Source organism: Variovorax paradoxus, assembly GCF_009755665.1.
Classification (GTDB): domain Bacteria; phylum Pseudomonadota; class Gammaproteobacteria; order Burkholderiales; family Burkholderiaceae_C; genus Variovorax; species Variovorax paradoxus_G.
This window is the reverse complement of the sequence record NZ_CP046622.1, coordinates 4915717-4942575: the sequence shown is the minus strand read 5'-3', so window position 1 is coordinate 4942575 and position 26859 is coordinate 4915717. Positions and strand designations below refer to the sequence as shown.

Genomic DNA, 26859 nt, shown 5'->3' with positions numbered 1-26859 from the left:
CACGGGCACAGTCCATGTGACGGAGTGCGCAAATTCGTCACCAGCCACTCCCTAGAATGTTTGCCCCACCCCCCAAGGCACTCATGACACAGGGCTCCATCCGGATTCGCGGCGCGCGCCAGCACAACCTCCAGAACCTCGACCTCGACATCCGCACAGGCGAGATGACCGTGGTCACCGGGCCCAGCGGCTCGGGCAAGTCGAGCCTCGTGTTCGACACCCTCTATGCCGAAGGCCAGCGGCGCTATGTGGAGACCTTCTCCGCCTATGCGCGCCAGTTCCTGGACCGCATGGACAAGCCGGCCGTCGACAAGGTGGAAGGCGTGCCGCCCGCCATTGCCATCGACCAGACCAACCCGGTGCGCTCGTCGCGTTCCACGGTCGGCACGATGACCGAACTCAACGACCACCTGAAGCTGCTCTACGCGCGCGCAGCCCAGCTGTTCGACCGCGAAACCGCGTTGCCTGTGCGCCACGATTCCCCCGACAGCATCTATGCGCAGATTGCCGAGCGGGCGGCCGCGGCGGGCGATCCTCGGCTGGTGGTCACCTTTCCGGTCGAGCTGCCCGCGGGTACTTCTGCGGAAGAAGTCACGCAGTGGCTGTCAGCCAGCGGCTTCACGCGCGTGCAGGCGGAGCGCGAGGTGGCAACGCCCACCGGGCCGCGCAAGATGCTCGACGTGGTGGCCGACCGCTTCCGCATTTCGAGTGCCGAGCGTTCGCGCGTCGTCGAAGCCATCGAAGTGGCGCTCAAGCGAGGCAGCGGGCGGGTCACGGTGCATGCAACAGGCGCTGAAGAAAACGCATCGACCGATGTGTGGAAGTTCTCGACCGGCCTGCACTGCCCCGAGAGCGACATCCGCTACACCGACCCGATCCCGTCGATGTTCTCGTTCAACTCGGCGGTGGGCGCCTGCGACACCTGCCGCGGCTTCGGCCGGGTGATCGGCGTCGACCTGGGCCTGGTGATTCCGAACGACAAGCTCACGCTCCGCGCCGGCGCGATCAAGACCATCCAGACCCCCGCCTGGAAAGAAGCGCAGGACGACCTCATGCGCCACGCCGAGGCGGCCGGCATCCCGCGCGACACGCCCTGGAACAAGCTCACCGACGAGCAGAAGCACTGGGTGATCGAGGGCACGCCCAACTACAAGGAAGGCAACTGGAACAAGCAGTGGTACGGCGTGCGCCGCTTCTTCGGCTACCTGGAGAGCAAGGCCTACAAGATGCACATCCGCGTGCTCTTGTCCAAGTACCGCAGCTACACGCCATGCCCCGTGTGCAGCGGCGCGCGGCTCAAGCTCGACAGCCTGCTGTGGCGCATCGGCAGCAAGGAAGACGCCGACGCGGTGCTGGAGCCCGCCAAGCGCTTCATGCCGACCGGCGCCAAGTGGACGCGCGCGCAGCTCGAGGCGCTGCCGGGGCTGTGCCTGCACGACCTGATGCTGCTGCCGATCGAGCGGTTGCGGCGCTTCTTCGACCGTGTGGAGCGGCACGGCAACGGCAACACCGCGAGCGAGGGCGAGGCGCAGGCGCTGAAGCTGCTGTTCGAAGAAATCACCACACGCCTGCGCTACCTGCACGACGTGGGCATCGGCTACCTCACGCTCGACCGCCAGAGCCGCACGCTGTCGGGCGGCGAGGTGCAGCGCATCAATCTCACCACGGCGCTCGGCACCTCGCTGGTCAATACGCTCTTCGTGCTCGACGAGCCCAGCATCGGCCTGCATCCGCGCGACATGAACCGCATCACCGAGGCCATGCTGCGCCTGCGCGACGCCGGCAACACGCTGGTGGTGGTCGAGCACGACCCGGCCGTGATGCTGGCGGCCGACCGCGTGATCGACATGGGCCCCGGCCCCGGCGTGCGCGGCGGGCAGATCGTGTTCGACGGCAGCACCGACCAGCTGCGCGATGCCGACACGCTCACCGGCCAATACCTGGGCGGACGCAAGAAGATCGGCATGGGCTTCAAGCGGCTCGTGAGCGAGAACACGCATCGCCTCATTCTTGAAGGTGCGCGCGAGCACAACCTGCAGAACGTGACGGTCGAGTTTCCGCTCGCGCGCCTGGTGTGCGTGACCGGGGTCAGCGGCTCGGGCAAGTCGACGCTGATCCAGGACGTGCTGGCGCCAGCGCTCATGCGCCACTTTGGCAAGGCCACCGAAACGCCCGGTGCGCACGACCGCCTGCTGGGCGCCGATCACCTGGGCGACGTGGTCTTTGTCGACCAGTCGCCCATCGGCAAGACGGCACGCTCCAACCCGGCGAGCTACGTGGGCGCTTGGGACGCGATTCGCGAGATCTTCGCCACCGCCGCGCTTTCGCGCCAGCGCGGCTACACCGCGAGCAAGTTCAGCTTCAACTCGGGCGACGGGCGCTGCCCGACCTGCGGCGGCTCGGGCTTCGAGCACGTCGAGATGCAGTTCCTGTCGGACGTGTACCTGCGCTGCCCCGATTGCGACGGCAAGCGCTACCGCCCCGAAATCCTGGAAGTGAAGGTCGAGCGCAAGGGCAAGAGCTACAACGTGGCCGACGTGCTCGAGCTCACGGTAGCCGAAGCTGCCGCCGTGTTCGAGGCCGACCGCGACGTGCTGCGCGTGCTGCAGCCCATTTCAGACGTGGGGCTCGACTACGTGAAGCTCGGCCAGCCGGTGCCCACGCTGAGCGGCGGCGAGGCGCAGCGCCTGAAGCTCGCAGGCTTTTTGGCGGAAGCGGCAAAGAACGGCACGGCCAGCAAGCAATCGGTGGCGCGCAAGGGCACGCTGTTTCTCTTCGACGAGCCGACCACCGGACTGCACTTCGACGACATTGCGCGCCTGATGCGCGCGCTGCGCAAGCTGCTGGACGCAGGGCATTCGCTGATCGTGATCGAGCACAACCTCGACGTGATCCGCGCGAGCGACTGGTGCATCGACCTCGGGCCCGAAGGCGGCGAAGGCGGTGGACAGGTGGTGGCCGAGGGCACGCCCGAGCAGCTTCGCGAGAACCGCTCTTCGCTCACCGGCGCGGCGCTGGCCGACTACGAACTGGCCATCGGCCCTGAGGCCTACAAGGTGGCCGAACGCGCAGCACGGCGTTATGTGGCCAATGCCAAGACGGCGCCGGGCGGCAAGGCGATCGAGATCGTCAATGCGCGCGAGCACAACCTGAAGAACCTCAGCGTCAATATTCCGCGAGGCAAGTTCAGCGTGGTGACGGGCGTCAGCGGTTCGGGCAAGTCGACGCTGGCCTTCGACATCCTGTTCAACGAAGGGCAGCGGCGGTATCTCGAATCGCTCAACGCCTATGCGCGCAGCATCGTGCAGCCCGCGGGCCGGCCCGAAGTGGATGCGGTGTACGGCATTCCGCCCACGGTGGCCATCGAGCAGCGCCTGTCGCGCGGCGGCCGCAAGAGCACGGTGGGCACCACCACCGAGGTGTGGCACTTCCTGCGCCTCTTGTACGTCAAGCTGGGCATTCAGCATTGCACGCACGACGGCGCGGCCGTGCAGCCGCAAACGCCCGACAGCATCGCGGCCCAGCTGATGCGCAACTTCAAGGGCCAACACATCGGTCTGCTGGCCCCGCTGGTGAGCAACCGCAAGGGCGTGTACACCGAGCTGGCAGACTGGGCGCGCCCGCGCGGCTTTACGCACCTGCGCGTGGACGGGGAGTTTCTTCCGACCACGGGCTTTCCGCGCATCGACCGCTTCAAGGAACACAGCATCGAACTGCCGGTGGCCAGCCTCGACGTGCTGCCGTCGAAGGAAACCGAGTTGCGCGAGGCACTGACCAAGGCACTCGAGCATGGCAAGGGCGTGGTGCATGTGCTGAGCGAGCTCGACGGCCTGAAGGCGGCGATGATGGCGGGCGTTTCGGCCTCCGGCATTGGCCGCGTCAACGTGTTTTCGACGCTGCGTGCGTGCCCGATCTGCAGCACCAGCTATGCCGAACTCGATCCGCGCCTGTTCAGCTACAACAGCAAGCACGGCTGGTGCCCCGATTGCGTGGGCACGGGCGTCAAGCTCAGCAAGGACCAGCGCAAGGTCTTCGACGATTCGATTCGCGATGACGACAACAAGGGCCGCGAGCAGACCTTTGCAGAGCCCGAAGTGGAAGATCTGGCCGACGTGGTGTGCCCCACCTGCGAAGGCACGCGGCTCAATGCCACGGCGCGCGCGGTGAGCTTCGGCGCATCGTTGGCGGACGGCATGGGCGGCATCGGCATTACCGAACTTGCGCGCATGAGCGTGACCGAGGTGCGGCAATGGTTCGAAGGACTTGCATTGACCGGCCGCGAAGCCGAGATCGCGCGCGACCTGGTGCCCGAGATCAAGAGCCGGCTCGAGTTTCTCGAAGAGGTGGGCCTGGGCTACCTCACGCTCGACCGCGGCGCGCCCACGCTGAGCGGCGGCGAGGCGCAGCGCATTCGACTTGCGGCGCAGCTCGGCAGCAACCTGCAGGGCGTGTGCTACGTGCTCGACGAGCCGACCATCGGCCTGCATGCGCGCGATAACCAGATATTGCTCGACGCGCTGCACAAGCTCGGCGACAAGGGCAACACGCTGGTGGTGGTGGAGCACGACGAAGACACCATTCGCCGTGCCGACCACATCATCGACATCGGCCCCAGTGCCGGCAAGCGCGGCGGCCGCTTGGTGGCGGAGGGATCGGTGGCCGACATCCAGTCGGCGGGCGATTCGCAAACCGGCCGCTATTTGCGCGACGCCATCAAGCATCCGCTGCAGGCACGCCGGTTGATTCCCTCGCCGGACCCGAAGGCGGAGGACAGCGGCAACTGGCTCACGGTGCACGGCGCCGACCTGCACAACCTGCAGGACGTGACCGCTACGCTGCCGCTGCACCGCCTGGTGGTGGTCACCGGTGTGAGCGGCTCGGGCAAGTCGACGCTTGCGCGCGACGTGCTGCTGGCCAGCGTACAGGCCGTGGTGGTGCAGCGCATGACCAAGGCCGGCCGCGACGCGGACGCCGCGGGCAAGCGCCCGGCATGGTCCGGCTGCGATCGCGTGGAGGGCTACGAAACCATCGATCGCGTGCTGGAGGTCGACCAGACCCCCATCGGCAAGACGCCGCGCAGCTGCCCGGCCACCTACATCGGCTTCTGGGACACCATCCGCAAGCTGTTTGCCGACACGCTCGAGGCCAAGGCGCGCGGCTACGGCCCCGCGCGCTTCAGCTTCAACACCGGCGAAGGCCGCTGCCCCGGCTGCGAAGGCGCGGGCGTGCGCACCATCGAGATGAGCTTTCTGCCCGACGTGAAGGTGCCCTGCGAGGTGTGCCACGGCGCGCGCTTCAACCCCGAAACGCTGGCCGTGAGCTGGCGCGGCAAGAGCATCGGCGACGTGCTGCAGATGGAAGTGGACGAGGCGGTGGAGTTCTTTGCCGCCATGCCCAACATCAGCCATCCGCTGCAACTGCTGAAGGACGTGGGCCTGGGGTACCTCACGCTGGGGCAGCCCTCGCCCACGCTCTCGGGCGGCGAGGCGCAGCGCATCAAGCTGGTGACCGAGCTCAGCAAGGTGCGCGACGACATCACGCGCCGCGGCCAGAAGGCGCCGCACACGCTCTACGTGCTCGACGAGCCGACCGTGGGCCTGCACATGGCCGACGTCGAAAAGCTGATCCGCGTGCTGCACCGGCTGGTGAACGGCGGCCACAGCGTGGTGGTGATCGAGCACGATCTCGACCTGATCGCCGAGGCCGACTGGATCATCGACCTGGGCCCGGAAGGCGGCAATGCCGGCGGGCGCATCGTTGCCGCGGCACCGCCGGAAGAGGTGGTTCGGCTGGGTACCCATACGGGCGTGGCGCTGGCGCCGGTGCTCACCAGATAGCGCAGCACTGCGGGCCGGCCAACGCCGGTCCGCGGGGGCTCGCAAAGCGCCGGAAGCGGGCGCACAATGGCTTCAATCCTTGGCGCAGGCGCATCCTGAATCAGCCATGGGGGATCGATCGAGTCGGGTGACAGGATGAAGCGCCGTGCCGGGGCTACGCAAGGAGCCATGTCATGACCCGCTTCATCGATGTTCACAGCCTGGTTCGCCTGGTGGATGAAACCGGCGTTCCGCAATTCCTCACGGCGTTGGCCGACGCGCTGCGCGACGACTTCCTGCGCTGGCGCGAGTTCGACAAGAAAGCGCGCGTGGCGAGCCATTCGCACCTTGGCGTGATCGAGCTGATGCCGGTGGCCGACGACGGCGCCTATGCCTTCAAGTACGTCAACGGCCATCCGCACAACACGCAGGTCGGCCTGCCCACCGTCATGGCATTCGGCGTGCTGGCCGAGGTCGACACCGGCTACCCGGTGCTGTTGTCTGAACTTACGCTCACCACCGCGCTGCGCACCGCCGCCACTTCGGCGATGGCGGGGCAGGCATTGGCGCGGCCCGGCTCGCGCAGCATGGCGCTTATCGGCAACGGCTCGCAAAGCGAGTTCCAGGCGCTGGCTTTTCATGCGCTGCTGGGCATCGAGGAAGTGCGCGTGTTCGACATCGACCCCCAGGCAACCGACAAGCTGGTGCGCCACTTGTCCGCGTGCACGCCAATGGACGTGGTGCGCGCCCGGTCCGTTGCCGAGGCAGTGCGAGGTGCGGACATCGTCACCACCATCACCGCTTTTCAGGGGCAGGCCACCGTTCTCACGCCCGACATGATCGAGCCCGGCATGCACATCAACGCCGTGGGCGGCGATTCGCCCGGCAAGACCGAGCTGCACCCCGATGTGCTGCGCCTGGCGCGCGTGTTCGTCGAATACGAAGCCCAGACCCGCGTGGAGGGCGAGATCCAGCAGCTGCCGGCCGGCTTTCCGGTGCACGAACTCTGGACGGTGCTTGTCGGCGACGTGCCGGGCCGCGAAACCGCCGACCAGGTCACGGTATTCGATTCGGTCGGCTTCGCGCTCGAGGACTACACCGCGCTGCGCTACATCCACCAGCTGGCCATCGAGCGGGGCGTGGGCCAGCAGATTGCGCTGGTGCCCGAGCTGGACGACCCGAAGGATCTGTTCGGCCTGACTGCATCGGGCCGGCGCCGCGCGGTGCTGCGGCGTGCGGCATGATCGAGGCATGCTCACCATCTACAACGACCAGCACGCGCTGCACCAAGGCAAAGTCGAGATGTTCCGCGGCGAGCTGGTGCCGTGCTTCGAGGTGCCCGATCGCGTCGACCACGTGAAGCATGAGTTGGAGCGCCGGGGCCTGGGCCCGCTGCAGGCGCCCGATGATTTCGACGAAGCCCTGCTGGCCAAGGTGCATGCGCCGCGCTACCTGGACTTCATTGCGCATGCCTGGGAAGAGTGGGTGGCGCTCGACGCGGCCAATGCCTCACGCGATGCGCTGCCTTCTTACTGGCCCGCGCGCGGCATGCGCACCGATGTGCTGCCCCAAAGCTTTCCCGCCCGCCTGGGCCTGTTCTCGTTCGACGCGGGCACTCCGCTCACGGCCGGCAGCTGGGCCGCTGCGCGGCATGGCGCCGCCTGTGCATGGACTGCGGCGCAGCGCGTCATTGGGGGCCGGCGCGCCGCCTTTGCGCTCACTCGGCCACCGGGCCATCATGCGGGTGCCGATTTCTTCGGCGGCTATTGCTTCGTCAACAACGCTGCGATTGCTGCAGAGGCGCTGCGCAACGCCGGCGTGGAGCGCGTTGCCGTGCTCGATGTGGACTACCACCATGGCAACGGCACCCAGGCCATCTTCTATGAGCGAAGCGATGTCCACTTTGCAAGCCTGCACGGCGACCCGCTCACCGACTACCCGTATTACCTCGGCCATGCCGACGAGTGCGGTGCCGGCCAAGGAGAAGGCTTCAACCACAACCTGCCGCTCGCGCGCGGCACCGGCTTTACCGCATGGCGCGCGGCGCTCGAGTCGGCGCTCGACGGCATCGCGAAAGTGCAGGCCGGTGCCCTCGTGGTGTCGCTCGGCGTCGACACCTTCGAGGGCGATCCGATCTCCGGCTTCAAGCTGAAAAGCGACGACTACCTGCGTATGGGGGAAGACCTGGCGTGCGCCGGGCTGCCCACGGTGTTCGTGTTCGAGGGCGGCTACGCCGTCGCGGAAGTGGGCGTCAACACCGTGAATGTGCTCGAGGGTTTCGACCAGCGGGCCGGCTGAGGAACTTCGGCGACAGCAGTCGGGTGAGCCCCGATTGCGAGGGGCGACGGAGCAAGGCCCAATGCGCGGTTCATTTCAGTTTCAGGAGTCTTCCGCCATGTCCCGCCGTTCCCTTCTCTGTGCCGCCACGCTTGCCGCGTGCGGTCTTGCTCTTCCGCTGGCGGCGCTTGCCCAGGCTTTTCCCAGCAAGCCGATCAAGCTGGTCATCGCCTTCCCGGCGGGCGGCCCGACGGACATCACCATGCGCCAGTTGGCCGACAACGCGAGCAAGATCCTCGGCCAACCCGTCATCGTCGATAACAAGCCCGGTGCCGGCGGCACGTTGCCCGCGCAGGCGCTGCAAACCTCGCAGCCCGACGGCTACACGGTCGCGCAGATTCCGCTCGGCGTGTTCCGCCTCGGCTACACCACCAAGATCAACTGGGACCCGCTCAAGGACATCAGCTACGTCATCAACGTGACGGGTTACGCCTTCGGCATCGTGGTGCCGGCCGGCAGCCCCTTCAAGACCTGGGCCGACTTCGTCGCCTACGCCAAGGCCAACCCCGGCAAGCTCACCTACGGCTCTACCGGCAACCTGACGAGCCCGCACCTCACGACCGAAATCATTGCGCAGAAGGCCGGCATCGAGTTGCAGCACGTGCCCTACAAGGGCAGCGCCGACCTGATGCTCGCCGTGGTCAGCGGCCAGCTGATGGCTGCCGCCGACAGCACCGGCTTTGCGCCGCAGGTCGAAGCCGGCAAGCTGCGCGTGCTGAACACCTGGGGCGAAAAGCGCCTGGCCAAGTTCCCCGATGCGCCGACGCTGAAGGAACTGGGCTACGACGTGGTGCAGAACTCACCCTTCGGCATCGGCGCCCCCAAGGGCACGCCGCCCGAGGTGGTGAAGAAGCTGCACGATGCGTTCAAGCAGGCGATGGAAGAGCCGAGCTACGTGGCGTCGCTCGGCCGCTACGACATGCTGCCTAACTACATGAGCTCGGCCACCTACACCAAGTTTGCGCAGGAGACCGTGGTGAAGGAGAAGGCCGTCATCGAGAAGCTGGGCCTGGCGAAGGAACAGCCGAAGACGAACTGATTGCGAACAGCTCGCCCACCAGCCGCTGGGCGAGCTCGGGCTTTACCGGCTCGGCGCCAAACACCAGCCGGAAGACGATGGGCGCGATCAGGTGATCGATCACCTGCTGTGTTTCGGGCGCATGCTCGCCGCGGGCGCGCGCCTGCTCGACCAGCGTGGCCGCCTCCTTGCGGCGGTTGCGCAGGCAGTCGGTGTCTGCGCCGTCGTTGGCCAGCGCGGCTGCGGCCTTCAACAAGGACTTGCTGCAGGGCTGCGCCAGATGGGTGATGAGTTCCTGCGCCCAAGCCACCAGGTCTTGCCGCAGCGAACCCGTATCGGGCAGGGGCCGGTTCGGGTCGAGCCGGTGGGTCGCGGTTTCGGCCAGGAGGCCTGACAGGTCGCCCCACCGCCGGTAGATGCTCGAGGCGCTGACGCCCGCGCGTTCGGCCACGGCCGGCACGGTCACGCGCTCGCGGCCCTGTTCGGCCACCAGTTCCTCGAGGGCGGTGCGCACCAGCGCCTGCACTTGTGCGCTGCGGCCACCGGGACGTTTGCTGGGAAGGACGACATCATTCATGGCAACACTTTAACGCAAAGATATTTGCTTTAGAGGATATGGAGGTCTAGAATCGCAAAAGCCAAAAAAGTTGCGTTAAGGATCTGCCATGTCGTCCTCCTGCCCTGAACTCGCGGTTGCCACAGCCGCCGCGGCCCGCTCGAACCCCCGGCGCCTGCCGGCGCCGCTCAGCTTCGCCTTGCTGGGGGCGGTGCTCTTTGCGTTCTTCTTTGCGGCCGCCGCGCCATCACCCCTGTTCGTGGTGTTCCAGCATGCCTGGGGTTTTTCGGCGTCGATGCTCACGGTGGCCTTTGCGGTCTATGCGATCGCGCTCCTGATCTCGCTGCTGGTGGCGGGGTCGCTGTCGGACTACATCGGGCGCCGGCCGGTGGTGCTGGCGGCGCTGGTGCTCCAGGCTGGGGCCATGGGGCTCTTCTTGTGGGCGCATGACATCACGGGGCTGATTGCCGCGCGCATCGTGCAAGGCGTGGCCACGGGCGTGGCGAGCGGCGCACTGAGCGCCGCAGTGGTCGAGGCGGCGCCCGCGTCGCGCAAGCGGCTGGGGGCGTTGATCACGAGCGTGTCGCCGCTTGCCGGGCTTGCGGTGGGGGCGCTGCTGACGGGCATGGCGGTGAAGTTCACCGGCGTGCCGGTGGCGCTGGTCTTCGGTGTGCTGGTTGCGGTGTTTGCGCTGGGCGCAGTTGCCGTGCTGTGGCTGCCGGAAACCGTGACGCCGCGTGCCGGCGCGTTGGCCTCGCTGGTGCCGCGCGTGTCGATTCCCGCGCGGGCGCGGCGCGAGTTTGCACGCGGCCTGCCGGTGTTCGTCGTGGTGTGGGCACTCGGCGGGCTGCAACTGTCGCTCGCGCCCACGCTGATGCATTACGTGTTCGGCATCGACAACGGCGTGGTCAACGGCCTCACGATTGCGGTGCTGTCGGGCTTTGGCGCGGTTGCCCCCACGCTGCTGGGCCGCTTGGGCGCGCCTCGTTCGGTCGTCTTTGGCACAGTCAGCATCGCGGCGGGGCTGGTGTTGCTGCTGGCTTCGCTGGCCACGCGGTCGCTCGCGCTTTTCTTCATCGGTACGGCGGTCGCGGGAATCGGCTTCGGCGGCGCGTTCTCGGCGCTGATTCAAATTCTCGCCCCGCTTGCCGGTGCGCACGAGCGCGGCGAGTTGTTCGCGGCCATCTTCGTGGTCTCGTACCTTGCGTTCAGCCTGCCCGCAATGCTCGCGGGCTTTTTGGTGGCGCCGCTGGGGCTGCTGCGCGTGGCGGAAGGCTATGCGGCGGTGCTGCTGGTTATCGCAGCTTTCGGCGCCTGGCGCCAATGGGCGGCACTGCGGGGCGCTTCGGTGCGCAGCCTGCCGGTCAGCGAGTAGCGCGCGCCGAAAGCACGGCGCGCGCCGCCTCGGCAAAGCCCGTGCCGCGCTCCCCGTTCGTCACGTAGCGCGGCAAGTGCTCCAGCTGCGGCACAAATCGCGCAACGTTGGCCACGCCGATGCTGCTTGCGAAGGTGCGGAACATCAGCTGGTCGTTGGTGGAGTCGCCCACGTAGGCCCAGCGATCGAGCTCGTCCTCCAGCGTGCGTCCCCAGAGCTCGTGCACGATCCAGCGCGCGCCTTCCAGCTTGTCGTTGTCGCCGTACCAGCCGTTGATGTGGATGCTGCTCACCGTGGCGTGCATGCCCTCGCTTCGCATCAGTTCCACCACATGGGCGATGGTCTGGTCGCTCAGCTGCACGAACTCGCTGTGGTCGACGGCAATGTCGGTCTCGCGGCCCGGTGAATCGGTGGCGCGGCTGGCGCCTGGAATGTCGCGCTCGATGCGAGCCAGCACGGCCTGCATGCGCTCGAAGTTGGCGGCGCGCGTGGGGGCGTCTTGCTGGTAGCGCTTTTCGATCTTGCCACCGGCGGCCGGCAGCAATGCCACCGCGCCGTTCTCGGCCACGATGGCGTCGACCGGCCAGGTGTTGACGAAGGGCAGGCTCCAGCCTACAGGCCGTCCGGTGATTGCCACGATGGAGAGCCCGGCTGCCTTGAGGTCGCCGAGCGCCTGCAGTGCATCGGCCGTGATCGCGCCCTCGCTGGTGAGCGTGTCGTCGATGTCGGTGAACACGCCGATGAGCGCACTGCGCGCCGCCGCCGGCCATTGCGCCAGCGGCAGCAGGTGGGTGGGGGAGGGCGGCAGGGAGGACGGCTGGCGCATGCCCGGCTCAGCCCGCGCTCTGCAGCGCCAGGCCCGCGTGCTCCCGCAGCGGATGGAAATGAATCTTCGGAAAGCGCTCCTGCGCCAGCCGCACGTCGTAAGGCGAAGTGCACAGGAAGGCCAGCGTATCGGCGGCGTCCCTTGCCATGCGTTGCGGGTAGGCGTTGACGAACTCGCGCAGTTCGGCCGGCGAGTCGGCCGTGATCCAGCGTGCGCCGGTGTACTGGCAACCTTCGAGCCGCACATCCGCGTCGTACTCGGCCTTCAGCCGGTGCTGCACCACTTCGAACTGCAGTTGGCCGACCGCGCCCAGCAGCATCGGGCCGCCGATTTCGGGGCGGAACACCTGGATGGCACCTTCCTCACCGAGCTGGGCGAGGCCCTGCTGCAATTGCTTGGTGCGCAGCGGGTTCTTCAGGATCACGGTCATGAAGAGTTCAGGCGCGAAGAAGGGCAAGCCGGTGAACTGCAGGCTCGCACCGTCGGTGATGGTGTCGCCCAGCTGCACGCCGCCATGCGTGGTAAAGCCCACGATGTCGCCCGCGTAGGCCTCTTCGACCGCCTCGCGGCGCTGGCTCATGAAGGTGACGACGCTGGTGGGACGCAGCTCCTTGGCGGTGCGCTGCACCTTGAGTTTCATGCCCGGCGTGTACTTGCCCGAGGCCATGCGCACGAAGGCGATGCGGTCGCGGTGGTTGGCGTCCATGTTGGCCTGCACCTTGAAGACCACGCCCGCGAAGTCCTTGTCCTCGGGCTGGATCTCCTTCACTACCGGCTGGCGATTGACCATGGTGGTGCTGGTGCGCGACTGCGGCGAAGGCGCAAGGTCGACCAGTGCGTCGAGCACTTCCATCACGCCGAAGTTGTTCACGCCGGAGCCGAAGAACACGGGCGTCTGCTTGCCGGCCAGGAAGGCCTCGCGGTCCCAGGTGGGCGAGGCTCCGGTCGCCAGCTCCATGCTGTCCATGGCGGATTCGAAATCAGCGCCGAAGCGCTGGGTGAGCGTGTCGCGCTCCGATAGCGGACTGGTCTCGAAGTCTTGCGGCAGCCGCTCGCTGCCCGACTCGAACACCGTCATCGTCTGTGTGCGCAGGTTCATGATCCCGCGGAAGCTCTTGCCCTGGCCCACCGGCCAGGTCATCGGCACGCAGGGCATGCCGAGCTCGCGCTCCACTTCGTCCAGGATGTCGAGAGGCTCGCGCACTTCGCGGTCCATCTTGTTGACGAAGGTGATGATGGGCGTGTCGCGCTGGCGGCAAACCTCGATCAGCCGCCGCGTCTGCGCTTCCACGCCGTTGGCCGCGTCGATCACCATCAGGGCCGAGTCGACGGCAGTGAGCACGCGGTAGGTGTCTTCGGAGAAGTCCTTGTGGCCCGGCGTGTCGAGCAGGTTGATCACGTGGTCGCGGTACAGCATCTGCATGACCGACGAGGCCACCGAAATGCCGCGCTGCTTTTCGATTTCCATCCAGTCGGACGTGGCGTGGCGCGAAGCCTTGCGCGCCTTCACCGAGCCGGCAATCTGGATCGCGCCGGAGAAAAGCAGCAGCTTCTCGGTCAGCGTGGTCTTGCCGGCGTCAGGGTGGGAAATGATCGCGAAGGTGCGACGGCGGCGGGTTTCGGCAACAAAAGACAAGGTGGGCAATCTGCAGGGGGATTGCCCGATTTTAGAAGGCCGGCCGGGAACCCTCCGGCCTGGACCCGAACGCCCCCGTGGCCGCCTTACTTCCGCTTGAGCATCTTTGTCACTTCGTCCACATTGGCCTGGATGCGCTGGCGCACCAGCTCGAACGCATCGGCCTGCGACTTGGCGGCCAGGTTGGCCAGTTCCTTGATGTCGTCGATGGCGCGCTGGAAGGACTGGCGGCCGAGTTCGTCGAGCTTGGCGAAGTTGGCCTTCGGGTCCTTGCCGGGCATTTCCTTGGCGGCCGTCTGCCATTCGGTGATGGCGTTCTTGATCATCTCCGTCTGCCGCTGCACCACGGTCTGCAGGCCCTGGTAGGACTTTTCGTTGGCCTGCATCAGCGCCTGCAGATCCTTCTGGCCGCTTTCGAGCAGCTTGCTCGCCCCGCCGGTCAGGTTGAGTTCCTGCAGGCGATCTGTCATGGCCTTGAGATTCTTCAGCGGATTCAGCATGTCGGCGGCATCGGGGGCGGATGCCCTGGTGCTGCCGTTGCTGTTGTCGCTGCTGCTGGCCGTGGTTTTCTTCGCGGCGGCTTTCTTGGCTGTGGCCATGGTGCGGTATCTCCTGTGTCGGGGTGAACGGGTGAATGGCAAGGACCGGCCGGACGGCGAAGTCCCTCGGCACGATACGCCGGGCCGGCCTCGCGGGCGATGGGTCCGGCAACAAATTTGCCTGCGGGATTTCCCTTGGTCTTGCCTGGTAACCCAAAAGAGGCGTGCACGCCCTTACATTCCGGCATGTGGGATGCCCGGGCGATTGGCTCGCCTCCCCACCCCGTTTACAATCCCCCGTTCCGAGGAGCGTTGCAGCGCCATCAGGCGTGAGGCTCGGACTACATCGCAACCACGCTCACCCGCTGTTCTCGCGGTGAGTCTTTTCCCCGAACGCAGTGGCACCTTTCAAACTTGCTTTGTTGGAGTTCTCATGAGCGCTGTTCTCAAGCCCACCCCCGTTTCCTCCGCCGACCAGGCGATTGCCGACCTGTCGCTGGCCGCCTGGGGCCGCAAGGAAATCCGCATCGCGGAAACCGAAATGCCTGGCCTGATGGCCATCCGCGAAGAGTTCTCGAAGGCGCAGCCGCTCAATGGCGCGCGCATCACGGGTTCGCTGCACATGACGATCCAGACCGCCGTGCTCATCGAGACGCTGCAGGCGCTCGGCGCCACCGTTCGCTGGGCCTCGTGCAACATCTTCTCGACGCAGGACCATGCTGCCGCCGCCATTGCCGCCGCCGGCACGCCGGTGTTCGCAATCAAGGGCGAGTCGCTGAAGGACTACTGGGACTACACCCACGCCATCTTCGACTTCGGACCCAAGGGTTCGAAGGGCGAAGGCCCGAACATGATCCTGGACGACGGCGGCGATGCCACGCTGCTGATGCACCTGGGCCAGCGCGCCGAAAAGGACCTGGGCGTGCTCGCCAACCCGACCAGCGAGGAAGAGCGCATCCTCTACGCGGCCATCAAGGCCAAGCTGGCCGTCGATTCGACCTGGTACACGCGCAAGTCGGCCGAGATCATCGGCGTGACCGAAGAAACGACGACCGGCGTGCACCGCCTGAACGAGATGAGCGCCAAGGGCACGCTGCTGTTTCGCGCCATCAACGTGAACGATTCGGTCACCAAGAGCAAGTTCGACAACCTGTACGGCTGCCGCGAATCGCTCGTGGATGGCATCAAGCGCGCCACCGACGTGATGATTGCCGGCAAGGTGGCTTGCGTGGCCGGCTACGGCGACGTGGGCAAGGGCTCGGCCCAGGCGCTGCGCGCACTGAGCGCCCAGGTGTGGGTGACCGAGATCGACCCCATCAACGCACTGCAGGCCGCAATGGAAGGCTACAAGGTCGTCACCATGGAATACGCCGCCGACAAGGCCGACATCTTCGTGACCACCACGGGCAACAAGGACGTGATCCGCCATGAGCACATGGCTGCGATGAAGGACCAGGCCATCGTCTGCAACATCGGCCACTTCGACAACGAAATCGACGTGGCGTCGATCGAGAAGTACGAGTGGGAAGAGATCAAGCCGCAGGTCGACCACATCACCTTCCCGGACGGCAAGAAGATCATCCTGCTGGCCAAGGGCCGTCTCGTGAACCTGGGTTGCGGCACGGGCCACCCGAGCTTCGTGATGTCGTCGTCGTTCGCGAACCAGACCATCGCCCAGATCGAGCTCTTCACCAAGCCCGATGCCTACCAGGCCGGCAAGGTCTACGTGCTGCCCAAGCACCTGGACGAAAAGGTCGCGCGCCTGCACCTGAAGAAGGTTGGCGCCATGCTCACCGAGCTGACCGACGAACAGGCCGCCTACATTGGCGTGAACAAGGCGGGTCCGTACAAGGCGGACACGTACCGGTACTGAATGCGCGCTGATCAATTGCTGGTCGAACGCGGCTTTGCCGCGTCGCGCTCGCAGGCCGTGCGGCTGATTGCCGGCGGCATGCGCTGGCGAGACGCGGGTGCGGGCGACGCATGGCGCTCCGTCGTGAAGAACCGCGACGAAGTGCCCGAGTCGGCCGAGGTCGAACTCGACAATGCGGCGGAGGCCCGCTACGTGTCGCGCGGCGGGCTCAAGCTCGAAGGTGCGCTGGCCGCAAGCGGCCTGGACCCATCGGGCAAGCTGTGCCTCGACGTCGGCCAATCGACCGGCGGGTTTACCGATTGCCTGCTGCAGCGCGGCGCCGCAAAGGTAGTGGGCGTCGACGTGGGCCACGGGCAGTTGCATGCGCGGTTGCGCGAGGATGAGCGGGTTGTCGCCGTCGAAGGCGTCAATGCGCGTGCGTTGTCGGCGGACGATCTGCAAGAGGAGGGCGAGGAGCCTTCCGATCTGCGCTTCGACCTCATCGTCGGCGACCTGTCGTTCATTTCGCAGACGTTGGTGCTGCCGGCGCTGATGCCGTTCCTGGCCGACGACGGCCACCTGCTGATGCTGGTCAAGCCGCAGTTCGAGCTGCAGCCGGGGCAGGTCGGCAAGGGCGGCATTGTGCGCGACGAGTCGATGTACGCCGTGGTCGAAAAGCGCCTTCGCGATGCCTGCGAAGCCCTCGAGCTTCGCGTGTTGCAGTGGTTCGACAGCCCGATCGCCGGTGGCGACGGCAACCGCGAGTTTTTCATTCACGCCGTGCGCGCTGTTCAAGCGGACGGCTCTTAAGGAGACGCAGGTGCGCCTTCCGCTGAGCTTCGAATTCTTTCCGACCAAGACGCCTGAAGGCGCGGTCAAGCTGCGTGCGGTGCGCCAGCAGCTGTATGCGCGCAAGCCCGAGTTCTGCTCGGTCACCTACGGTGCGGGCGGCTCCACGCACCAGGGCACTTTTGGCGCGGTGCAGGAGATATTGTCCGAAGGCGTGGATGCCGCCAGCCATTTCTCGTGCATCGGCGCGACGCGCGCCACCGTGCGCGAGCAGTTGGCCGAACTCAAGGCCATGGGCGTGAAGCGTCTGGTGGCCCTGCGCGGCGACCTGCCGAGCGGCTACGGCATCGGCGGCGAATTTCTATACGCGAGCGATCTCGTGGCCTTCATTCGCGAAGAAACCGGCCGCGACTTCCACATCGAGGTTGCCTGCTACCCCGAGGTGCATCCGCAGGCGCGTTCGCCGGAAGCCGACATGCAGGCCTTTGCCGCCAAGGTGAAGGCCGGCGCCGATTCGGCGATCACGCAGTACTTCTTCAGCCCCGAGGCGTATTTCCGTTTTGTCGACGACGCCCGCAAGCTGGGGCTCGACACGCCGATCGTCCCGGGCGTCATGCCGATCATCAGCTCGACGCAGCTCATGCGCTTCTCCGACGCCTGCGGCGCCGAGATTCCGCGCTGGATTCGCCTGCGGCTGCAGGGCTTCGGCGACGACACGGCATCCATCAAGGCCTTTGGCCTCGACGTGGTGGCCGACCTCTGCGCGCGCCTGCGCGATGGCGGCGCGCCGGCGCTGCATTTCTACACAATGAACCAGTCGGCGCCGACGCTGGCTGTGCTGGAGCGTCTCGATTGAGAGGGCGCGCGGAAGCAGGACGCTCGCTGCGCGGGGCCTTGCGCGTGGTCCTTGTCGCAGCAACCTGCGCGGTGGCAGGCTGTGCCATGCCCCCGGCCACCGAAGGTGCAGCGGCTGACACGAAAGATGCAAAGCTTTCGCCCTTGCCGCGCCAGCTGGCGGTGCCTGCAGGCGCACCGGCCCGGTCGAGCGTGCCTTCGGTCCGCTACGACCTTGCGGCGCCAAGCTCTGGCGACCTGGGGCCGGACGATGGCGTGCCGGGCGACGGTGGCCCTCGCGAGATCTACGAACGCGGTGGAGCGTCCTGGTATGGCATCCAGTTTCACCAGCGCAAGACTGCGAGCGGCGAACGCTTCGACATGATGGCCATGACGGCGGCCCACAAGACCTTGCCGTTCAATACACGCGTGTGCGTGCGCAGCCTGGTCACCGGGAGCGAAGTGCTGGTGCGCATTACCGACCGCGGTCCCTATGCGCAGGGCCGCATCATCGACCTGAGCCGTGCCGCGGCCGAGCGTATCGGCATGATCGGTCTCGGTATCAAGCAGGTGGCGCTGACGATCATCGACCGCGAGGGCATGCGCTGCGGTGGTGCCGATGTGGAGGCGGCCGAGCCAGCGCTGGCGTCCGCACCAGCGGCTCCGCGCCGCAAGGTGAATGTGCCGGCACGCCGCCGACGCTGAAAACGTCGGGCGAAGAAGAACCGGAAAGGGCTAGCCGCCCGAATCGAGCGAAAACGCGGCGTGCTTGTCCTGGGCCAGCCGCTCCACCAGCTGCGGCAAGGCGGCTGCCAGCAGCGGCTTCAGCGTATAGGGCGGGTTGATCAGGAACATGCCGCTGGCGGGCAGCCCCGGGCGCTGGGTTTCACCGGTGGTCGTGGTGATCAGCTTGCTCGACTTGACCGTGAGCGTGGCATGCAGCCACGACTTGCCGGCCTTGGTCGCCAGCGTCTTGAGGCGTCGGGGCAGATCGTGCGCCTCGGGGCGGGGAATGATCGGATACCAGACCGCATAGGTGCCGGTCGCAAAGCGCTTGAGCGCCTCGGCCGCGAAGTCGAGCACGCGGCCGTAATCGCTCTTGATTTCGTAGCTCGGGTCCATCAGCACCAGCGCGCGCCGCGATGGCGGCGGCAGGAACTTGGTGGCGCTGCCGAAGCCGTCTTCGCGCAGCACGGCGATCTGGCGACCGGCTTCGAGTTGCGCAATGTTGGCGTCCAGCGTGCGGGCGTCGGTGGGGTGCAGTTCGAACAGCTTGAGCTTGTCGTGGTCGCGCAGCAGGTGCTGCACGATGAAGGGTGAGCCGGGGTAGATGCGCGCGCCGCCCTTGGGGTTGAAGTCGTGAATCACGCTGAGGTAGCGTGCAATCGCGTCAGCCAGCGGCGCTTCGGCTTCGGGCGCGACCTTTTTAGTAGCAGACTTTGCCGCCGGAGCTGGTTGCGCCGTGGGAGCAGCAGCTTTCTTGTCCGAAAGCAGGCGCAATATGCCTTCGGCCGCTTCGCCGCTGGTGCCGGCGTAGTCCCCGTCGAGGCGGTACAGGCCGGCGCCGGCATGGGTGTCGATGACGGTCAGGGCTGCTTCTTTTTCAAGCAGGTGGTCGAGCGTGGCAATCAGCACCGTGTGCTTGAGCACGTCGGCGTGGTTGCCGGCATGGAAGGCGTGGCGGTAACTGAACATGGAATGAGGCCTGAAAAAAGTGGAAGGTGAGCGCTAGACTCGCGCGGCGCTACATTGATTTACAAAACACAACGAGGGGCAGCAATGCGAGGAGCCGAATGGCGATTTTGGGGCCTGTGCGTCGGCGCGGGCGTTTTGTCTATTTTGACGGGCTGCGCCTCGGTAACCCACGGGACGACGCAGAACGTGAAGATAGAGACCCTGTCGCCCGAGGGCAAGGTCGTCGACGGCGCCCGCTGCCGGGTCTCCAATGACCGCAATGATGCTGTCGTGCCCTCCGGCCTGACCCTGCCGGTGAGGCGCTCGGGCGAGAACCTGAGCATCGAATGCACCCAGGCCGGCCTGCCGCCGGCACGCGGCCAGGCGATCTCGCGCGCCAACGTCGGGCTGGTTGGCAACGTGATGATCGGCGGCCTGATCGGTGTGGCGATCGACGCCGGCACCGGGGCGGGCTTCAACTACCCCAGCTGGATCCGATTGATCTTCGGCGAGGTGCGCAGTTTCGACCGCACCGCGCAGACCGGCGACGAGGCGACGGTCGGAATGAAGATCGGCACAACCGAGGTGGCGGCGCCGAAGACGGCCGCTGCGGCTGTGCCGGCGCCCGCCGTCGTGGCTCCGCCTCCTCCTCCTCCTCCCGTGGCCGTCGCGCCGGCGCGCCCGGCGCCTCCTGCCGCCTCGCCATCCGTGGCGCCCGACGCCCGGGTCTCGATGGACGACCTGCGCGGCCTGTTGCCTGCCAAGCCGTGAAGCCGATGTGGACGAACTACGCGCCGTGGCTGTGTGCCGCAGGCGTGTTGCTGGCCGCCGGCCACGCCGCCGCGCTGGAGCCCGACGCACTGTTTGCCAAGTTGTCGGGCAGCGTCTGGGCCGTGCGCACCTTCGACGCGCAGGAGCGCCCGCTGCGCGCCGGCAGCGCCGTGGTGATCGCTCCCGGCCGATTGGTCACCAACTGCCACGTGCTCGCCAAGGCCAGCAACTTCGTCGTCAAGCGCGACAACGTCACGTACGGGGCCACTCTCGAGTACCCGGACCCGGGGCGCGACCTCTGCCAGATCAAGGTTGCCAACTTCACGGCGCCGCCGGTGGCAATGGCGCCCACCGGCAGTGCGCGCGTCGGCCAGCGGGTCTATGCCATTGGCAATCCGCGCGGACTCGAAAACACGTTGAGCGAAGGGCTGCTGTCGGGCCTGCGCGGCGGCGACGGCGAGGCGCGGCTGCTGCAGACGACCGCCGCTATCGCACCCGGATCGAGTGGCGGCGGGCTGTTCGACAGCGACGGCCGGCTGCTGGGCATCACCACCTTCGCCGCCCGTGACGGCGGCAACCTGAATTTCGCGATGCCGGCCGAGTTCCTGGCGGAACTGCCGGCCCGCGCCCAGGCGCAGTTGGCTGCGCGGGCCAGCGAACCCGAAGGCGCTGCCCGCCGCCGTGTCGGCGTGGCGCTGGCGGACCCGCTGCGCGCCGGCGACGCGCTGGAGTACGTGCGCACCGATCGTCTCACGGGCAACCGCACGCCGGTGATCTACCGCGTGGACCGGGTCAGCGGCGACGAGGTGTCGTTCAATGCCGGCAGCCGGATCGAGAAGGCCGATGGGCAGGTGGTATCGCTCACCTCGCCGGTCGGCGGCCTGTTCGACAGCGCATCGCCGCCGGGCGGCTGGATGCCGAAGGACGATGTCCAGCCGGGCATGCGCTGGCATCTGGACTATGTGACGACCACCGGCGACCGGCTGCGGCATGAGCTCAATGCCACGGTGGGCGCCGAACACACGGCCACTGTGGACGGCGTGGAGCTTACGGTGATGCGCATCAGCTACGAAGGCTGGATCTACGCCTCCGCCGGCACGGGCGCTGCGCTGACCGGCACGCCGTTCAAGGTGGGCGTCTCGTACAGTCCCGCACTGAGACGAATCGTCAAATTCGAGGCCACGCACCGACGCGCTTATGCCAGCGTGACCAACGAGAGCCTGGAACTGGTCCGGATCCAGCGCTGAGGACGCCGGAAGTTGGCCGTTTGGCCATTTCTTCATATAATCGCGGGCTTCGCAGCGTTTTTGTAGCCCCGCGGCGAAGGCACTCACCCGTCATGCGGGCGCGTGAAACCCACCTAAGAGATTCCCGTCAGAGGAACGCCGACCGTGGAAAAGGGCTCGCCAAACCCTCTTTTTAAGAGAAAACTCATGACCAAAACGTTCAGCGCCAAGCCCGCTGACGTGACGCACGAGTGGTTTGTGATTGACGCGACCGACAAGGTCCTCGGACGAGTAGCCAGCGAAGTTGCTCTCCGTTTGCGCGGCAAACACAAGGCCATTTACACGCCTCACGTCGATACCGGTGACTTCATCGTCATCATCAACGCAGCCCAGCTGCGCGTCACCGGCGCCAAGTCGATCGACAAGGTGTACTACCGTCACTCGGGCTACCCGGGCGGTATCACGGCGACCAACTTCCGCGACATGCAATCCAAGCACCCGGGCCGCGCCCTGGAAAAGGCTGTCAAGGGCATGCTGCCCAAGGGCCCGCTCGGCTACGCGATGATCAAGAAACTCAAGGTGTACGGTGGCGCTGAGCACCCGCATACCGCCCAACAGCCCAAAGTGCTGGAACTGTAAGGAGCCTTGAGAATGATTGGTGAATGGAACAATGGCACCGGCCGTCGCAAATCGAGCGTCGCCCGCGTGTTTCTGAAAAAGGGCTCGGGCAAGATCACGGTCAACGGCAAGGACATTCAAGAGTTCTTCGGCCGCGAAACCTCGATCATGATCGCGAAGCAACCCCTCGTGCTGACCAACAACCTCGAAGCTTTCGACGTGATGGTCAACGTGAACGGCGGCGGTGAATCGGGCCAGGCCGGCGCAACGCGCCACGGCATCACCCGTGCGCTGATCGACTACGACGCGAGCCTGAAGCCGGTGCTGAGCCAAGCTGGCTTCGTGACCCGCGACGCGCGTGAAGTCGAGCGTAAGAAGGTCGGTTTGCACTCTGCACGCCGCCGCAAGCAGTTCAGCAAGCGCTGATACTGTCTGCTGCAAGCAAGAGCCGCCTTCGGGCGGCTTTTTCATTGCGGCTCTTGGCCGGGGCGGTTTCGACCCCACTTGTGTTGGGTGCTCGCCGATGCCGCCCTGCCGAGAATGCCGCATTGCAGTAGCATTGGTTCATTGGCCGCCTGTTCGGCCCTCAAGGAGTTATCCCACATGAGCGTTGTTGCCGAAAACATCCAGACCCAGATGCCCGAACCGATCGTCTTCACGGACAGTGCGGCCGCCAAGGTAGCCGACCTGATCGCCGAGGAAGGCAATCCCGACCTCAAGCTGCGCGTGTTCGTGCAGGGCGGTGGCTGCTCGGGCTTTCAGTACGGCTTCACTTTCGACGAAATCACGAATGAAGACGATACGACCATGACCAAGAACGGCGTGTCGCTGCTGATCGATGCCATGAGCTACCAGTACTTGGTCGGCGCTGAAATCGACTACAAGGAAGACCTGCAGGGCGCGCAGTTCGTGATCAAGAATCCGAACGCCACCAGCACCTGCGGCTGCGGATCCAGCTTTTCGGCTTGATTTCGTTCTGCTGCTGATAAAAGCCGCCTTCGGGCGGCTTTTTGCTGCCTGGGGCTTCTATTCTGGCCCCCAAAGAGGGGCGCGCCCCGCGTGCGGAGTTTCAGGCCGGATAAACCGCGCCCAGCACGCGCGGCCCGCGCGCTCCCGTCACACTGGCAAGGTTGCCCGCCTCGCGCCGCACGGTGCTGCGCGCCAGCCATGCAAAGGCCGCAGCTTCGACCTGCAGCGGCGGCAGGCCGTGCTTCGTGGACGCGTCCACCTCCACGCCCGGCAGCAACGCGCGCAAGCGCGCGAGCAAGTGGTCGTTCATGGCGCCGCCGCCGCAAACGATCAGCAGCTTGCTACCGTTTCCATAGCGCTGCACGTCGGTCGCACAAACGCTGGCGGTAAATTCGGTCAGGGTCGCTTGCACGTCGGCAGGCGCGGCGCCCTCAACCCCGGCGAGGCGCGCTGAAAGCCAGGGTGGATTGAACAGATCGCGACCCGTGCTCTTGGGCGGTGCCTTTGCGAAATAGGGCTCGGCCTGCACCGTTGCAAGCAGCTCAGGCAGCACCTGCCCACTCGCGGCCCATTGCCCGCCGCGATCGAACGGCCGGCCGGTTTGAAGCTGGCACCAGTAATCCATCAGGGCATTGCCCGGCCCGCAGTCGAAACCCAGCACGGCGGGGCTGCCCGGCGCGTCGGCGGCGGGCAGCAGGCTCAGATTGGATATGCCGCCGATGTTCAGCACCGCCACCGGTTCGCTGGCACGCCCGAACAGCGCATGGTGAAATGCCGGCACCAGTGGCGCGCCCTGGCCGCCTGCCGCGAGGTCGCGGCTGCGAAAATCCGCGACCACGTCGATGCCGGTCAGTTCGGCCACCAAAGAAGGGTTGTTGATCTGTAGCGTGTAGCCCACGGCATCGAACTCGGTGGGGCGATGGCGAACCGTCTGGCCATGAGCGCCAAGCGCCGTGACGGCGCCTGCAGGAGTCCCGCTGCCTGCGAGGAGCTGGCCGACCACGTCTGCATAGACGCGGGCCAGGCCATTGCCCGCAAGCGCGGCGCGGTGCAGCTCGTTATCGCCGGGCGTGTTGAGCGCCATCAGCTCTGCCCGCAGTTCGGAGGGGAAAGGGGCCGTGGCGTAGGCCCGCACCGCGATACGGCCTTCGGAAAAGTCCGCCAGAACGCCATCGACGCCGTCGAGCGACGTGCCGGACATCAAGCCGATGAACAGTTCGGCGGCCATTGCTGAACGGGGCGGCGGCGTTTGTTGCGCTGCCGCTATTGCCCTGCGGTTGCTCAGTCGGCGCTGGCCTGGATGACCGAGAACGCCGCAGCCAGTTCGGTGCGCGCGCCAACGGCGATGCGCTCGAACGCCGGGCGCATGGCTGCGGTGATCGGGGCGCCGCCTTCCTGGGCGATCGAGGCCGGATCCTGGTATTCGCCGTTCACGCGGAACTCGAAATGCAGGTGAGGGCCGGTGGCCCAGCCGGTGGAGCCCACGGCGCCGATCGTCTGGCCCTGGCTGATGCTTTCGCCGGCCTTGACGTCAACGCGGCTCAGATGGGCGTAGGCCGTTTGCTGATTGTTGCGGTGCTTGATGATGACGATGTTGCCGTAGCCGCTTTGCGTGCCGGCGAAATCGACCGTACCGTCGCCGACGCTGCGCACCGCCGTGCCCGTGGGCGCGGCAAAGTCGATGCCGTTGTGCTGGCGCCAGCTGTTCAGAATCGGGTGCATGCGCATCGCGAAGCCGCTCGACACGCGCGAAAACTCAACGGGCGAGCTCAGGTACGCCTTGCGCAGGCTGTCGCCGTTCGGGCGGTAGTAGCTGCCCTTCTGTCCGGGGGGCTGGAACCACACGGCTTGGTGCACCTTGCCGCCGCTCTCGAATTCGGCCGAGAGCACGCGGCCGCTGCGCAGCGCCTGACCGTCGGCCTCGAAGGTTTCGTACACCACGGCAAAGCGGTCGCCCTTGCGCAGCGCGCGCACGTCGACGTCGCCCGCGAAGATGTCGGCCAGCTGGCTCGCGACAGAATCGGGAACGCGGGAGTCGTCAGTGGCTGCGAACAGCGAGGTGCGGATGGTGCCGCTGGCCAGGCGCGTGCCGGGCGTGAGCGTGTCGCGTTCGGTGAGCGCGACGAAGCCGACTGCCGTGCGCTCGATCACAAAGCGCTTGAAGCCGCCGTCGCCGTCGGGAATCCAGCGGGCGCTCAGCTTCTTGAGTTGGTTTTCCTGGGTGGCTTCAGCCGTGATGGTGCGGCCCGCGCGCGCGAACAGCGCATTGCGGGCTTCGCCGCTCGCGCGCACGAAGGCGGTGGCGGCAGGGTCGGAAATACCCAGGCGCTTCAGCAGGGCCTCGGCCGTGTCGCTGGAGCGGGTGATATCGGTGCGAAACAGCGTAAAGCTGAAGTTCTCGAGCGATTCGCTCTGTTCTGCAAAAGACAGGGGCGCGGTCGCTTCAAGCACCTGCTGGACCGGGAGGTCGGAGGCGTCGGGGCCCAGGGAGGCCACCGCCAGTGTTCCGGCGCTCAGCAAGGCAGCCGCGATGGCCGCGGTAATCTGCTTGGGATACGTGCGGAATGTATAGGCCACGCGAGAAGCCAAGAGCTCCTCGGCGGCGAGAATGCCGTTGATCAAACTTTGAATTCCAGCTCAGGTTCTGCAAATCCGCGCTGCAAAGCCCAGAACGGACAGGGCGGCAGGACGGTGCGGAAAAAGCGCCGCTTAGAATCCGGCGCTTGAAAAGTCGGGCTGAGTATAGCTTCGGCAACCTGAAAAATCAGCCAAAAAGCCTATGAATGCCGAATCTGTTACATCCAATGGCCTGTCTGATGGTGTAAGACGAGCGCTTGAGATATCCCTCCGGGGGACCGACGAACTGCTGCCCCGGGACGAGTGGGTGCGCAAGCTGCAGCGTTCGGAGGCCGGCGGAACGCCGTTGCGCATCAAATTGGGGCTCGATCCAACCGCCCCAGATATCCACATCGGCCATACGGTTGTACTCAACAAGATGCGTCAGCTCCAGGACCTGGGGCATCGGGTGATTTTCCTGATCGGCGACTTCACGACCACCATTGGCGACCCTTCGGGCCGCAACAGCACCCGGCCGCCGCTCACGCGGGAGCAGATCGAGGCCAACGCCCAGACCTACTATCGGCAGGCCAGTCTGGTACTGGACCCTGAAAAAACCGAGATTCGCTACAACTCCGAATGGAGCGACCCGCTGGGCGCGCGCGGCATGATCCAGCTGGCCGCCAAATACACGGTCGCCCGCATGATGGAACGCGACGACTTCAACAAGCGCTTCAAGGCCGGGCAATCGATCTCCGTGCACGAGTTCCTCTACCCGCTGATGCAGGGCTATGACTCGGTGGCGCTCAAGAGCGACCTCGAATTGGGCGGCACCGACCAGAAGTTCAATTTGCTGGTTGGTCGCCATCTTCAGCAAGAATACGGGCAAGAGCCGCAGTGCATACTCACTATGCCCCTGCTGGAAGGTCTCGACGGCGTCGAAAAGATGTCCAAGAGCAAGAACAATTACATCGGCATCAGCGAAGACGCCAACACCATGTTCGCCAAGGTGCTGTCGATTTCCGACGATTTGATGTGGCGCTGGTACACCTTGCTGAGCTTCCAGTCGCTGGAGCAGATCGAGGCGCTCAGGGCCGAAATTGCGGCCGGCCGTAATCCGAAGGATGCGAAGGTGGCGCTGGCCAAGGAAATCACCGCGCGCTTCCACAGCATGGCGGCGGCCGAGGCGGCGGAGCAGGATTTCATCAACCGCAGCAAGGGTGGCGTGCCGGACGACATTCCCGAAGTGACGCTTGGCGGTGCGCCGCTGGGCATTGCGCAGCTGCTCAAGCAGGCCGGCCTGGCGCCCTCGACCTCCGAAGGTAACCGGCTGGTCGACGGCGGTGGCGTGCGCGTCGATTCGGTCGTGATCAGCGACAAGGCACTGAAACTGCCGGCGGGCAGCTACGTGGTGCAGGTCGGCAAGCGCAAGTTTGCGCGCGTGACCGTCAGCTGACAGAAGAGCTG

22 protein-coding genes and 1 riboswitch are annotated in these 26859 nt (G+C 66.2%); of the genes, 15 read left to right on the top strand and 7 right to left on the bottom strand.

Features of this window, described 5'->3' with window-relative positions; all coding sequences use genetic code 11:
- Window positions 1-83: 83 nt before the first annotated feature.
- The 4 genes from uvrA to GOQ09_RS23080 all read left to right on the top strand — a co-directional run bounded on the left by uvrA (window position 84) and on the right by GOQ09_RS23080 (window position 9192).
- Window positions 84-5837, top strand: coding sequence for an excinuclease ABC subunit UvrA (uvrA, locus tag GOQ09_RS23095; protein ID WP_157616043.1), 5754 nt, complete (start codon window positions 84-86; stop codon window positions 5835-5837).
- A gap of 173 nt (window positions 5838-6010) precedes the next feature.
- A complete protein-coding gene (locus GOQ09_RS23090; RefSeq protein ID WP_157616042.1) occupies window positions 6011-7060 on the top strand; it encodes an ornithine cyclodeaminase in 1050 nt (349 codons plus the stop codon).
- 7 nt (window positions 7061-7067) lie between these two features.
- Window positions 7068-8114 carry a histone deacetylase family protein gene (locus GOQ09_RS23085; protein WP_157616041.1) on the top strand — a complete coding sequence of 349 codons (1047 nt, stop codon included), beginning with the start codon at window positions 7068-7070 and terminating at the stop codon, window positions 8112-8114.
- A gap of 97 nt (window positions 8115-8211) precedes the next feature.
- Window positions 8212-9192 carry a tripartite tricarboxylate transporter substrate binding protein gene (locus GOQ09_RS23080; protein WP_157616040.1) on the top strand — a complete coding sequence of 327 codons (981 nt, stop codon included), beginning with the start codon at window positions 8212-8214 and terminating at the stop codon, window positions 9190-9192.
- On the opposite strand, the gene GOQ09_RS23075 is transcribed toward GOQ09_RS23080, so the two are convergent.
- The gene (locus GOQ09_RS23075) at window positions 9146-9748 is read right to left on the bottom strand and encodes a TetR/AcrR family transcriptional regulator (RefSeq protein ID WP_157616039.1); all 603 of its coding nucleotides are present in this window, start codon (window positions 9746-9748) and stop codon (window positions 9146-9148) included. The genes GOQ09_RS23080 and GOQ09_RS23075 overlap by 47 nt on opposite strands.
- Before the next feature lie 88 nt (window positions 9749-9836).
- On the opposite strand from GOQ09_RS23075, the gene GOQ09_RS23070 reads away from it, so the two are divergent.
- On the top strand, window positions 9837-11102 hold the full coding sequence (locus tag GOQ09_RS23070; RefSeq protein ID WP_157616038.1) for an MFS transporter: 1266 nt from the start codon (window positions 9837-9839) through the stop codon (window positions 11100-11102).
- Here GOQ09_RS23070 and GOQ09_RS23065 read toward each other — a convergent pair.
- From GOQ09_RS23065 to phaP, 3 genes are all read right to left on the bottom strand, one after another.
- Window positions 11092-11928 carry an HAD-IIB family hydrolase gene (locus GOQ09_RS23065; RefSeq protein WP_157616037.1) on the bottom strand — a complete coding sequence of 279 codons (837 nt, stop codon included), beginning with the start codon at window positions 11926-11928 and terminating at the stop codon, window positions 11092-11094. The two genes, GOQ09_RS23070 and GOQ09_RS23065, sit on opposite strands and share 11 nt — an antisense overlap.
- Before the next feature lie 7 nt (window positions 11929-11935).
- Window positions 11936-13564 (bottom strand): peptide chain release factor 3, encoded by a 1629-nt coding sequence (locus GOQ09_RS23060; RefSeq protein ID WP_157616036.1) that lies wholly within the window; start codon window positions 13562-13564, stop codon window positions 11936-11938.
- 86 nt (window positions 13565-13650) lie between these two features.
- Window positions 13651-14163 carry a TIGR01841 family phasin gene (gene phaP / locus GOQ09_RS23055; protein WP_157616035.1) on the bottom strand — a complete coding sequence of 171 codons (513 nt, stop codon included), beginning with the start codon at window positions 14161-14163 and terminating at the stop codon, window positions 13651-13653.
- Between the two features lie 238 nt (window positions 14164-14401).
- Window positions 14402-14470, top strand: a riboswitch (S-adenosyl-L-homocysteine riboswitch).
- A 66-nt stretch (window positions 14471-14536) separates the two neighbouring features.
- Here phaP and ahcY point away from each other — a divergent pair.
- The 4 genes from ahcY (at window position 14537) to GOQ09_RS23035 (ending at window position 18283) form a co-directional block, all read left to right on the top strand.
- A complete protein-coding gene (gene ahcY / locus GOQ09_RS23050; protein ID WP_157616034.1) occupies window positions 14537-15976 on the top strand; it encodes an adenosylhomocysteinase in 1440 nt (479 codons plus the stop codon).
- Window positions 15977-16765 carry a TlyA family RNA methyltransferase gene (locus tag GOQ09_RS23045; RefSeq protein ID WP_157616033.1) on the top strand — a complete coding sequence of 263 codons (789 nt, stop codon included), beginning with the start codon at window positions 15977-15979 and terminating at the stop codon, window positions 16763-16765. It begins immediately after the preceding gene.
- Between the two features lie 10 nt (window positions 16766-16775).
- Window positions 16776-17600: a methylenetetrahydrofolate reductase [NAD(P)H] gene (metF, locus tag GOQ09_RS23040; protein WP_157616032.1), complete on the top strand. Its 825-nt coding sequence runs from the start codon at window positions 16776-16778 to the stop codon at window positions 17598-17600.
- An 86-nt stretch (window positions 17601-17686) separates the two neighbouring features.
- The gene (locus tag GOQ09_RS23035) at window positions 17687-18283 is read left to right on the top strand and encodes a septal ring lytic transglycosylase RlpA family protein (protein WP_157616031.1); all 597 of its coding nucleotides are present in this window, start codon (window positions 17687-17689) and stop codon (window positions 18281-18283) included.
- 30 nt (window positions 18284-18313) lie between these two features.
- On the opposite strand, the gene GOQ09_RS23030 is transcribed toward GOQ09_RS23035, so the two are convergent.
- On the bottom strand, window positions 18314-19273 hold the full coding sequence (locus GOQ09_RS23030) for a 23S rRNA (adenine(2030)-N(6))-methyltransferase RlmJ (RefSeq protein ID WP_157616030.1): 960 nt from the start codon (window positions 19271-19273) through the stop codon (window positions 18314-18316).
- A gap of 186 nt (window positions 19274-19459) precedes the next feature.
- Between GOQ09_RS23030 and GOQ09_RS26225 the strand changes: the two genes are divergently transcribed.
- The 5 genes from GOQ09_RS26225 to erpA all read left to right on the top strand — a co-directional run bounded on the left by GOQ09_RS26225 (window position 19460) and on the right by erpA (window position 22836).
- Window positions 19460-20023, top strand: a complete 564-nt coding sequence (locus GOQ09_RS26225) for a hypothetical protein (protein ID WP_207309889.1) — start codon at window positions 19460-19462, stop codon at window positions 20021-20023.
- Window positions 20024-20028: 5 nt separating this feature from the next.
- Entirely contained in the window at window positions 20029-21270 is a 1242-nt protein-coding gene (locus tag GOQ09_RS23020) for a S1C family serine protease (protein ID WP_157616029.1), read from the top strand.
- Window positions 21271-21456: 186 nt separating this feature from the next.
- Window positions 21457-21888, top strand: a complete 432-nt coding sequence (gene rplM, locus GOQ09_RS23015) for a 50S ribosomal protein L13 (RefSeq protein ID WP_028259766.1) — start codon at window positions 21457-21459, stop codon at window positions 21886-21888.
- Window positions 21889-21900: 12 nt separating this feature from the next.
- On the top strand, window positions 21901-22293 hold the full coding sequence (gene rpsI / locus GOQ09_RS23010; protein ID WP_126749434.1) for a 30S ribosomal protein S9: 393 nt from the start codon (window positions 21901-21903) through the stop codon (window positions 22291-22293).
- Window positions 22294-22470: 177 nt separating this feature from the next.
- Window positions 22471-22836: an iron-sulfur cluster insertion protein ErpA gene (gene erpA / locus GOQ09_RS23005; RefSeq protein WP_126749433.1), complete on the top strand. Its 366-nt coding sequence runs from the start codon at window positions 22471-22473 to the stop codon at window positions 22834-22836.
- 100 nt (window positions 22837-22936) lie between these two features.
- On the opposite strand, the gene GOQ09_RS23000 is transcribed toward erpA, so the two are convergent.
- Both GOQ09_RS23000 and GOQ09_RS22995 read right to left on the bottom strand, forming a co-directional pair.
- On the bottom strand, window positions 22937-24064 hold the full coding sequence (locus GOQ09_RS23000; protein ID WP_157616028.1) for an anhydro-N-acetylmuramic acid kinase: 1128 nt from the start codon (window positions 24062-24064) through the stop codon (window positions 22937-22939).
- Window positions 24065-24117: 53 nt separating this feature from the next.
- On the bottom strand, window positions 24118-25458 hold the full coding sequence (locus tag GOQ09_RS22995; protein WP_157616027.1) for a peptidoglycan DD-metalloendopeptidase family protein: 1341 nt from the start codon (window positions 25456-25458) through the stop codon (window positions 24118-24120).
- Window positions 25459-25615: 157 nt separating this feature from the next.
- Between GOQ09_RS22995 and tyrS the strand changes: the two genes are divergently transcribed.
- Window positions 25616-26848, top strand: coding sequence for a tyrosine--tRNA ligase (gene tyrS / locus GOQ09_RS22990; protein ID WP_157616026.1), 1233 nt, complete (start codon window positions 25616-25618; stop codon window positions 26846-26848).
- Window positions 26849-26859 lie beyond the last annotated feature (11 nt).